This is a genomic window from Curvibacter soli (assembly GCF_029211125.1).
Taxonomy (GTDB): domain Bacteria; phylum Pseudomonadota; class Gammaproteobacteria; order Burkholderiales; family Burkholderiaceae_C; genus Curvibacter_A; species Curvibacter_A soli.
This window is the reverse complement of the sequence record NZ_JARGEN010000006.1, coordinates 1-9,878: the sequence shown is the minus strand read 5'-3', so window position 1 is coordinate 9,878 and position 9,878 is coordinate 1. Positions and strand designations below refer to the sequence as shown.

The window sequence follows — 9,878 nt, the reverse complement described above, 5'->3', positions numbered from 1 at the left end:
CATGGGCGGGCATCAAGTTCATGATTCAATGCCCTGATCTTCCTGCCTTTTGGCGGTGCCCGCACCTTTTTTTCTGCATCAGATCGCGGGTAATTCGGCAGGTTTGGGGAATTCTGCAAGTCCCTCCGTCGAGTGAAAGGCCGTTGTTGCATTTCCGGCACGCCGATGCCGCCATGAGATTCTCTGGATACGGCTCGTCCAAGAGAACTTTCGATGGGACGTGATCGACCGTTTCGCTCGGCCCGCCGCAATGCACGCAGAACCCTTTGCTTCTGTCATCGCCGTAGCATTGCAACTGCTGCATCTGGTCTGCCTCCGAGTTTGTAGGTGCCAATCGCACCACATGCTGGGCGACCCTGCTGACTTCAAATGGTAGAGCAGTCGACGAAAGCACACGGCGAAATTGGCGAAAACAGCGAAATTAGTGCCGTGACAAGCACTTGTAGCTGGTTCCCTTCGGCGAAATCAGCGAAAAAATCCCCAGCTACCCCACCGCCAGTCAGTACAGGCGGGGCTGGAAGGGTTGGCCGCAATGCGCGCAGCTTCGGGTCATCGTCGATTTCTCCATGCATAACCTGCATGGAACCCGTGGCCGTCAGTGCGCAGCGCGCCAGCTTGCAGCCTATGGACAAGCTATGCCACTAGGTGGCACAATCTGGTCAACTTGGAAACGGCAGTTGAACTAACCGAAAAACTGAAGAAACCGCAATATCCATGCGGGTTTCCAGAGACTTCAAGTGACTGCAGAGCAGTTCCAGATGGGTGAGTCTGGAAAGCATGGAAACGCAATGCGTGACAGGCACTTGCTCGAATTTTTGGGATTCGAGGGACTTGCAGAATTCGGATGAATTTTTTAAACGCGCCAACGTGCGCTCAAAATAGACTGCGACCCCTCCCCCTACGCTGAATATGAAAAACGCCTCAAAACGCACGAGATCGCCTCCAAATCAATTTGCCCAAAATGGCCTCTAAAAATTCTCGTCAAAATTCATCAAATCTTAGAAATTTTGCTTAAATTTTAAGCAAATTTAGACGAATTTCGGCAAAAATAATTCTGCAAGTCCCTCATTCAACTGCCGTTTCCAGGGTCAATGATGCGAGTCTTCAAAACCCGCCACTTCCAGCGATGGATGCGCAAAACGGAACTGCCCGATGCCGCTCTATGCAAGGCCGTCGAGGAGATGGCTGGCGGGTTGATCGACGCCGACCTCGGCGGTGGCGTGGTGAAGAAACGCGTCGGGCTGGCCGGGCGCGGCAAGCGTGGCGGAGCGAGAACGTTGGTCGCCACGAACAAGGGCAACCGCTGGTTCTTCGTGTTCGGCTTCGAGAAAAACGACCGGGCCAACATCAGCGACGAGGAACTGGAAGGCTTGCAAACCATCGCCACCGACCTGCTGGCCCGTACCGGAAAGCAGTTGGATGAAGCCGTCGCCGACGGCACGTTGCAGGAGATCTGCCAATGACTACCAAGACCAAAGCCAAGAGCCGCATCCTTGAAGCTGTCCATGAGACAGCCAACGATCTGCATCGCTTGGGTTTCATCGACAAGCGCAAGATGCAGAAGTACGACGTGCTGTGCCTGGAGCCGGTGCAGGACTACGACGCAATCAAGGTCAAGGCGCTGCGCGAGCGCCTGCACCTGAGCCAAGCCGTGCTGGCATCGGTGCTCAACACCAGCGCGTCCACCGTCCGCAAATGGGAGGGGGGCGACAAGCGCCCCAGCGGCCCGTCGCAGAAACTGCTGGACATCATCGAGCGTAAGGGGCTGGAAGCGGTTCTCTGAACACCAGGGCGAAACGCATCAGTTCGATCCGGGTTTGAGGATCATGCCTTTCAACGTCTTTGCTCAGACTTCTCGATAACGCGGGCCGTAGAGACATGGGAGCTGGCCGTGGCAGCGTCGACATAGCCGGCTTGGGTGCGGCTTTTCTTGGGTCCGCGCTTGCTGCTGGCCAGTTGCCTGGGTGCGTATTCCACGCGATGGCGGACACGATTCCATGCTGAAGGCGGACAGCATTCCAAACTGATGGCGGACACCTGAAGCGGTGTTCTGAGTGACCCGAACGCGGCATACGCTGCCCGGTTTTTTGACCGGAGTCAGCGATGCCCACACCCAGGGTCACCATGAGCAAAATACGACACACACTGCAACTGCTGCACGGCGGGACCTTGAGCACCCGCCAAATCGGTGCCGCTCTCGGCATCTCCAAATCCACCGTCAGCGAGATAGCCAGCTACGCCCGCGTGGCCGGCGTGGACTGGGCACTGGCCCAGACCTTGAGCGACGAAGAGCTCCAGGCCCGGCTCTACAAGCCGCCAGTGGCGCGCCAGTCCCGTCACCTCGAACCCGACCACGCCCACATCCACCGCGAACTGCGCCGCCCCGGCGTGACCCTGCAGTTGCTATGGGAGGAATACCAGCAACAGCACGGCGGTCAGGCCTACAAGTACAGCGCCTTCTGCGAGAAGTACAACGCCTGGGCTCGCCGCTTGAAACGCTCCATGCGCCAGAGCCACGAGGCTGGCGACAAGCTCTTCGTGGACTACGCCGGCCAGACGGTGCCCATCGTGGATGCCAGCACTGGCGAGATAAGCCAGGCCCAGATATTTGTGGCCGTACTGGGGGCGTCCAACTACACCTACGCCTGTGCCACCGCCAGCCAGAAGGCAGCCGACTGGGTGGCCAGCATCATCGCCACGCTGGAGTTCATCGGCGGCGTGCCCCGTCTGCTGGTTCCCGACCAGCCGCGCGCCCTCATGGCCCGGCCCGACCGCTATGAGCCCACCTCACAGCGCTTGCTCCAAGAGCTCTCGGCGCATTACAGCCTGGCCGTGATGCCCGCGCGCCCGGCCAAGCCACGTGACAAGCCCAAGGTGGAGGTGGCCGTGCAGGTGGTCGAGCGCTGGATTCTGGCGAGGCTGCGCCAGCAGACTTTCTTCAGCCTGGCCGCCCTGAACCGGGCCATTGCCGCCTTGCTGGTGGATTTGAACCAACGCCCCTTCAAGAAGCTGCCCGGCAACCGCGCCAGCGCCTTTGCCCAACTCGATGCGCCGCTCTTGCGCCCCCCTGCCGGCCACGCGCATGGCCATTGCCCGCTTCAAGCGCGCCCGCGTCAACATCGATTACCACGTCGAGTTCGACGGCCACTACTACTCGGTACCCCACGCCCTGGTGGGCGAAGCGGTCGAGTTGCGCATCACGGCCAGTTCGCTGGAAGTCTTGCACGGCAGCAAACGGGTGGCCGCCCATGCCCTCAACCCACGCAAAGGCGCCCACACCACCGCGCCCGAGCACATGCCGGCCTCGCACCGGGCGCACCTGCAGTGGACGCCGGCCAAGCTCATCGCCTGGGGCGAGCGGGTGGGAGCGGCCACCGCGGCCGTGGTGCGTTGGCAGATGGAGCACCGCCAGCATCCCGAGCAGGGCTACCGCTCCTGTCTGGGCCTGATGCGGCTGGGGCGTGAGTACGGCGCTGACCGCCTGGAGGCGGCCTGTGCCCGGGCGCAGTCGATTCGCTCGCCGTCCTACAAGAGCATCGCCTCCATCCTCAGTTGTGGCCTGGACCAACGAGCGCTGGATGCCCCCATCCCCGCGCAAGCGAGCCTGCCGCTGCACGAGAACGTGCGCGGGCCGGGTTATTACCACTGAGGAAGCAGAAACACCGAAGCTGAAAAAACAAGGAAGAACCATGCTCAACGAACACACCATCAACCAACTGCGCGCCCTGCGCCTGGACGGCATGGTGGCCGCACTGAACGACGCCGCCACCCATATCGCTGCCAGTGAGTTGCCCTTTGAACAACGCCTGGCGCTGCTGGTGCAGCGCGAGGTGGACTGGCGCGACGGCAAACGCCTGGAGCGTCTGCTCAAGGCCGCCCGATTGAAGGTCTCCAGCGCTTGTCTGGAGGACATCGATTGGCGGGGCAGCCGGGGGCTGAGCCCAGAGGTCATCGCCAGCCTGGCCACAGGCGATTGGCTGCGCCATGGCCACAACGTGCTGCTCACCGGCGCCACCGGTTGCGGCAAGACGTGGCTGGCCTGTGCGCTGGGGTAGCAGGCGCCACGCCTGGGCTTCTCGGTGCTCTACAGCCGCGCCCCAAGGTTGTTGGAGGAGCTGCACGTAGCCCACGGCGACGGCAGCTTTGGCAAGCGGCTGGCGCAACTGGCCCGGCTGGACTTGCTCATCCTGGACGACTTCGGCATTGCCCCGATTGCCGCACACGAGCGCAATGACCTGCTGGAACTGCTGGACGACCGGGTGGGTTCGCGCTCGACGCTCATCACCAGCCAACTGCCGGTAACGGCCTGGCACGCCTGGCTGGACGAGCCCACGCTGGCCGACGCCATCCTGGACCGCATCGTGCATGGCTCGCACAAGATGGCCCTCAAGGGGGAGTCCATGAGAAAGCTGGTCAAGTCTGCCTGAACCCGAGCCGCCATCTGTCATTGCACGCTGATGGCGGACAGTTCGGCTACGATTTACAGGTCACTCAGGACACCCGCGCAAGGTGTCCGCCATCGCGTGGAACACTGTCCGCGATGAGACTGGAATCAGTGTCCGCCATCAGTGGAATGCGCACATCTCCGCTCTGTGTTCTGAAAAAATAGTGGAGAACGCCGCCGACTTGGCACGCGCAGAACTCGGCTCCTCTCAACGGGTTGCGTGTGTCGTGCAGCGCAGTTTGACACTGTGAACCTATTTCCGGCAGTTGAATCCCCAAAATTCGAGCAAGTGCCTGTCACGCATTGGGTTTCCATGCTTTCCAGACTCACCCATTTGGAACTGCTCTGCAGTCACGCGAAGTCTTTGGAAACCCGCATGGATATTGGGTTTTTTCAGTTTTTCGATTGGTTCAACTGCCGTTTCTAGGTTCAACAGATAAGAAAAAACCAGTGGCTTTTTTCTGAGCTGCCTGCGCGGCAGCGAACAAATTCGCTGGCCAGGGTTTGCAGGTTAGCCCGCATATTTCACGCTACCCCTCTGCATGACCCATCGCAGCTCAATTTCGGTGCTTGGGCTGCTTGACCTGTGCGATTTGAAGGCATTGCCCGTACATCGAGCTGCAATCGGCGCTGATTGGGCGCAGCTACCCCTACCCCGGCTTGGGTTGCGGGCCTTTTGGGTGTCAACGCGCGGGCCAGGCACTGGACTGGATTTCAGGGTGAGCGCAACTGGCTCATGGCGTGCGCGAAGATCTGTCCACCGGGCCAGTTGGAGGCCAGATACAGCCGGATGCGCCGCGTGTTGCGCGTGATGACCGCCGCGACCTTGAGCAGCTTGATGCGCAGGGTATCGACCTGCGCTGTGGCCAGCTCGGTGCCCTGCAGGGCCAGCGCACGAAGCCGCTCGATCAGTACGTAGCCCAGCGCGGCCAGCAGCATGCGCAACTGGTTGGAGCGCAGCACGTGGCAGCTCGTGCGGGTGGCGAACAGGCCCACCTGTGCCTCCTTGATCCGGTTCTCTGCCTCGCCGCGCTGGCAGTACAGGTCGTCGTACAGCGCTTGAGGCTCGCCGGCGAGGTTGGTCACGATGAAGCGCGGGTTGTTGCCCTGCTCACCGTACTCCAGCCGCGTGATCACGCGCCGCTCGTGCGCCCAGCTCTGCGCGGCGTAGTTGAACTCGTCCACCATGCGCTGTTTGATGCCCGTGCGCTCGTAGTCTTCCTTCATCGAGAGTTCGGCAAACTCCACCTGTGCCTGCAGCCGCGCATTGCGCGCAAGCCCCACAATGAAGTGCACCCCTGCACGCTCGCACCAGTTCAGGATGCGCTGGCGGCAAAAACCCGAATCACCACGAAACACGATGCGCACGTCGGGCCACTGCGCACGCAGCCGGCGCACCAGCAGCCGAAGGATGGCTGCGGCGTGCTGAGCCGCATCGATGTTGCTGGGCCGCAGGTAGGCGCACAGCAGTTGCTGGCCGCAGAACACGTACAAAGGAAGATAGCAGTAGCTGTCGTAGTAGCCGTGAAAGAAGCGGCCCTCTTGCTGGCCATGCAGCGGGTTGTCCGTGGCGTCGAAGTCCAGCACCAACTCTTCGGGGGCGTTGTCAAAACCGGCGATGAACTGATCGACCAGCACCTCGTGCAGCCGCCAGGCCGTGGCGCGGTCGGCCCATTTCTCCAGCCGGCACAGCGTGGGGGCGCTGGCGACCTCGCGGTCCACGCCCACTGCGGTCTGCAAGGCCATGTCCTGGCGCAGCGCGCCGTGATCGTTCAGGTCTTCCCAGCCCAGTGCCAGGCCATAGACCCGCTGGCGCAGCATGTCGCGCACGTCGTGCTTGATCAAGAGCGGGCTGCGCGGATCGGCAATGCAGCGTGCCGCCGCATCCATCAAGCCCAGTTTGCGGTCCACCTGGCCGAGCAGCATCACGCCGCCATCGCTGGTCATGCTGCCGCCGTCGAATCGGCCCTCCACGACGCGTCGGCCAAGACGGCCGAACTCGATGGTTCCAACGTCAACTTCTTCGGTACAGTTTGGCTTCGGCATTGCCCGCTCGTTTGATCAGATTCGATGCCTCGATTGTCGAGCACACAAGGGCAATGCCGTCCTCTTTTTTGGGTGGGGTATGGTGAAATATCCGGGCTAAGGACCCTGCCGATCCCGGTCCTGCAAGCGCGCCAGCACGGCTTGTACTGCAGTGAGATGTTCTGGCGCCACGTGCGCGATCGCCTGAAAGGCGGCCACCAGTTCCAGGTGACTCGCTAGGCTGGATTGCTCGGCCTCTCGCAACAGCCTCTTGGTCATGCGCATGGCAGCAGCCGGATGCCGGGCGATGCGGGCCGCCAGCGCCTGGGCGCGCCCGAGCAGTTCATGCGCGTTCACCACTTCCGACACAAGGCCGATGCGCAGGGCCTGTTGGGCATCCACTGGGTCGGCGGTGAAGGCAAGCTCCATCGCCCTGGAACGCCCGACCAGGCGGGGCAGGATCCAGGCGCCACCGTCACCCGGAACGATCCCGAGTTGAACGAAGCTGAAGGCGAAGATCGCCTCGCGCGCTGCGAGGCGGATGTCGCAGAAGCAGGCGAGGTCGCAGCCGGCGCCGTGCGCTGGTCCGTTGACCGCCGCGATCGTGGGGATGTCGATCTCGCTCAGCGCCAGCGGTACTTGATGCACCGACTCGCGATAGCGTTGCTGGATGTCGGCGACGGTGCCGGCCGAGAAGCCTTCGCGCGCCGCCATCTTGCGGATGTCGCCGCCGGCGCAGAAGGCGTGCCCGCGTCCCGTGATCACGAGGGCACGAGACGTCCGGTCTGCGGCTACTTGGCGGATCTTCCCGGCGAGCTCGAGGAACTGCGCTTCCGTCGTCAGGCGGTTCAGGGTTTCCGGATGATCGAGCAGGAGGGTAACGACATCATCCTGTCTGCTCGCCTGGACGAAACCGCCGCCAACCGCGCCCGTCATGCACCGATCCAGCGTGGTGCCCGCTTCTCGGCGAAGGCCCGTGGGCCCTCGATCGCATCGGCGCTAGAATAGACCCGCTCGTGGAAGCGCTTCGCTGCTTCCATGCCTTCCTCGCAACCGAGATCCATGGCCGCCCCAACGCTCTTCTTCGCCGCCCATATGGTTAGCGGCGCGTTGGTGGCGATTGTGCGGGCCAACTCCAGTGCGCGGGAGCGCACCGCGTCGGCGTCCGGCTCAACGTAGTTGACGAAGCCGAACTGGTGGAAGCGCTCGATGGGCAGCATCTCCCCAGTGAACATCAGTTCCAGCAGGAAGGGCTGCGGCAGCATCCACAGCATCGGGACTCCCCAGGGCGAGCCGCGACCCACCTTGGACTCGGATATACCGCCGCGCGTGCCCTGCATACCCACGCGCAGGTCGCTGTTCGTGGCAAGCACCATGCCGCCCGCCGTGAAGTGGCCTGTCATGGCCGCGATGATCGGCTTGGACACACGGCGCATTCGCTGGTGAAAAGGATCGCGCAGAAGCTCCAGCATGTCCTTGCCGGTTTCCTCACGAACCCTGGCGGCTTCCTTCAGGTCCATGCCGGCCGAGAAGGTGCCGCAGTCGGACGAGGTGATGATCGCGACGCGAACTGCTTCATTCGATTCGACGTCGTCCCAGATCTCGAGCAGTCGCTCGCACACCGCGAGCGAGAGGGCGTTGCGTTGGGCCGGGCGGTCAATGCAGACCGTCGCGATCCCATCTTCGATGCTGTAGCGGACCGGTGCGTCCGAGGCCTCAATGGTCATGGTAGGTGCCTTTTGCTCTGTCATTCGGGGTCGATACCGGCGCTCTTAGCGAGCTTGCCCCAGTGGACGCTCTCGGCGGCGATGTACTTGCCGAATTCCGTCGGAGTCATCTGGCGCAGCAGTTCGTAGCCGGTGGCGTCGATCTGCTTCTGGACGTCGGGCATCTCTAGCACGGCCGCCATTTCGCGATTCAGTCGCTCGATTATTTTCTTCGGCGTTCCGATCGGGGCAAACAGCCCGTTCCAGTTGACGATCTCGAAGCCCGGCAGCACTTCCTTTATAGCGACAACGCCGGGCAGCCTGGCCGAGCGATCCGGCGTCACCCCAAGCGCCTTCAGTTTGCCGGCGCGGATGTGAGAAAGACCGGTCGTGAAGTCGATAAACATCATCTGGGTCTGGCCGCCCAGGAGGTCGGTGACTGCCTGACCGTATGCCTTGTAGGGCACTTCCACGAGATTGGCTTGCGTCATGACCCGGAACGTGCTGCCGGTGATGCGGGTCGTGCTGTTGGCGTAGGGGAAGGAGATCCTGGCCGGATTGGCGCGTGCGTAGACGATAAGTTCGGGCACCGAGTTTACCTGCAGCGAGGGGTTCACCCCCAGCACGTGCGGAACGCCGCCGACGATCGCGACCGGTGCGAAATCCTTTTCGCCGTCATACGGCAGGTTCTTGAAGAAGTACCGGTTCGCTACCTGCGTGGTGTTTGTTCCGAACAGGAGCGTGTAGCCGTCCGGGGTTGCCTTGGACGCGAACTCGGTTCCGATTAAGTCGGTGGTGCCCGGCTTGTTGTCGACGATCACGTTCTGCCCCAGGCGTTTGGCCAGCGGCGCAACGATGACGCGCAGCATCGCATCGGTGGGACTGCCGGCCGCAAAGGGCAGCACGATCTTGATCGACCGGGCGGGGTAGGCTTGCGCCGAGGCATCGTCGGTGATGCCAACGAATGTAGCGAACGCAAGCGTGATCGCCGTGAGTGTGTTGGTTTTCATTGCTCTGTCAATTGGAACTCGTGATTGAAGTGACGCTCGCTCATGCGGCGGGCCGGGTCTTCACCATCCGCAGTGGGTGGTGAGAACTACCTCCCCGCGCTGGTTGACGACCTTGTCGCCCTTGCTCGTACCGCGTGCCTCCACGACCTCGCACTCGACATGGATCGTGTCGCCGGTCGTGGTCGGCTTGTGGGCCTTGACGTCGGCTTCTAGCTTCTAGAAAAGCCATGCCGGTGCGCTGCATCGTGCTTTGCATCAGTAGGTCTTCGGCGATGCAGAAGATCAGCGAGCCGGGCGCTGGACGCGAACCGATGACCGAGACTTCCTTGATGTATTCGACGTTGGCAGACATCTCCTCCACCATGCCAACGGCACCGATAAACATCGTGATGTCGGCATCGCTGATGGTTCGCCCCAGGGTACGGAAACGGTCGCCGACCTCGACGTCATTCCAATGCAGACCAACGCCCATGATCTGGAGGTCGTTCTCGTCTTTCATTATGGCTTGCTGCATTTCATCCAATCGTGCGGGGGGAAACAGGGTGGGGCGGAGCCGAGGGCACGCCTTGACCGCGTAGCTGAGCATCTCGTCATGAGTAAGGTCTGGCGACCTTATGTTAATAGGACTTACGCAAAAGCCATGGAGAGCGATGGACTTCTGAGTTCCTGACGCAAGTAGTCTGAGAGCAACGA

Annotated in this window: 7 protein-coding genes and 2 pseudogenes; 4 read left to right on the top strand and 5 right to left on the bottom strand. The window is 61.9% G+C overall.

The window, feature by feature from the left end; translation table 11 throughout:
• Positions 1 to 1,091 precede the first annotated feature (1,091 nt).
• From PY257_RS01005 to istB, 4 genes and pseudogenes are all read left to right on the top strand, one after another.
• Positions 1,092 to 1,463: a type II toxin-antitoxin system RelE/ParE family toxin gene (locus tag PY257_RS01005; protein WP_275737866.1), complete on the top strand. Its 372-nt coding sequence runs from the start codon at positions 1,092 to 1,094 to the stop codon at positions 1,461 to 1,463.
• Positions 1,460 to 1,783 carry a helix-turn-helix domain-containing protein gene (locus tag PY257_RS01000; RefSeq protein ID WP_265299538.1) on the top strand — a complete coding sequence of 108 codons (324 nt, stop codon included), beginning with the start codon at positions 1,460 to 1,462 and terminating at the stop codon, positions 1,781 to 1,783. The genes PY257_RS01005 and PY257_RS01000 overlap by 4 nt, the downstream gene beginning before the upstream one ends.
• Before the next feature lie 320 nt (positions 1,784 to 2,103).
• Positions 2,104 to 3,649: pseudogene (istA, locus tag PY257_RS00995) on the top strand (IS21 family transposase).
• Positions 3,650 to 3,689: 40 nt separating this feature from the next.
• Positions 3,690 to 4,427, top strand: a pseudogene (gene istB / locus PY257_RS00990) (IS21-like element helper ATPase IstB).
• A 731-nt stretch (positions 4,428 to 5,158) separates the two neighbouring features.
• On the opposite strand, the gene PY257_RS00985 reads toward istB, so the two are convergent.
• The 5 genes from PY257_RS00985 to PY257_RS00965 all read right to left on the bottom strand — a co-directional run bounded on the left by PY257_RS00985 (position 5,159) and on the right by PY257_RS00965 (position 9,684).
• The gene (locus PY257_RS00985) at positions 5,159 to 6,490 is read right to left on the bottom strand and encodes an IS1380 family transposase (RefSeq protein WP_275737862.1); all 1,332 of its coding nucleotides are present in this window, start codon (positions 6,488 to 6,490) and stop codon (positions 5,159 to 5,161) included.
• Between the two features lie 96 nt (positions 6,491 to 6,586).
• Positions 6,587 to 7,405: an enoyl-CoA hydratase-related protein gene (locus PY257_RS00980; RefSeq protein WP_275737860.1), complete on the bottom strand. Its 819-nt coding sequence runs from the start codon at positions 7,403 to 7,405 to the stop codon at positions 6,587 to 6,589.
• Positions 7,402 to 8,196, bottom strand: a complete 795-nt coding sequence (locus PY257_RS00975; protein WP_275737858.1) for an enoyl-CoA hydratase/isomerase family protein — start codon at positions 8,194 to 8,196, stop codon at positions 7,402 to 7,404. Before PY257_RS00975 ends, PY257_RS00980 begins: the two co-directional genes overlap by 4 nt.
• A 20-nt stretch (positions 8,197 to 8,216) precedes the next feature.
• The gene (locus tag PY257_RS00970) at positions 8,217 to 9,185 is read right to left on the bottom strand and encodes a Bug family tripartite tricarboxylate transporter substrate binding protein (protein ID WP_275737857.1); all 969 of its coding nucleotides are present in this window, start codon (positions 9,183 to 9,185) and stop codon (positions 8,217 to 8,219) included.
• 40 nt (positions 9,186 to 9,225) lie between these two features.
• Entirely contained in the window at positions 9,226 to 9,684 is a 459-nt protein-coding gene (locus PY257_RS00965) for a hotdog family protein (protein WP_275737855.1), read from the bottom strand.
• Positions 9,685 to 9,878: the final 194 nt, after the last annotated feature.

Excerpts from the sequence above, each read along its gene's own strand:
- PY257_RS01005 (WP_275737866.1), top strand. The coding sequence starts at position 1,092 with ATGATGCGAGTCTTCAAAACCCGCCACTTCCAGCGATGGATGCGCAAA.
- PY257_RS01000 (WP_265299538.1), top strand. The coding sequence starts at position 1,460 with ATGACTACCAAGACCAAAGCCAAGAGCCGCATCCTTGAAGCTGTCCAT.
- PY257_RS00985 (WP_275737862.1), bottom strand. The coding sequence starts at position 6,490 with ATGCCGAAGCCAAACTGTACCGAAGAAGTTGACGTTGGAACCATCGAG.
- PY257_RS00980 (WP_275737860.1), bottom strand. The coding sequence starts at position 7,405 with ATGACGGGCGCGGTTGGCGGCGGTTTCGTCCAGGCGAGCAGACAGGAT.
- PY257_RS00975 (WP_275737858.1), bottom strand. The coding sequence starts at position 8,196 with ATGACCATTGAGGCCTCGGACGCACCGGTCCGCTACAGCATCGAAGAT.
- PY257_RS00970 (WP_275737857.1), bottom strand. The coding sequence starts at position 9,185 with ATGAAAACCAACACACTCACGGCGATCACGCTTGCGTTCGCTACATTC.
- PY257_RS00965 (WP_275737855.1), bottom strand. The coding sequence starts at position 9,684 with ATGAAAGACGAGAACGACCTCCAGATCATGGGCGTTGGTCTGCATTGG.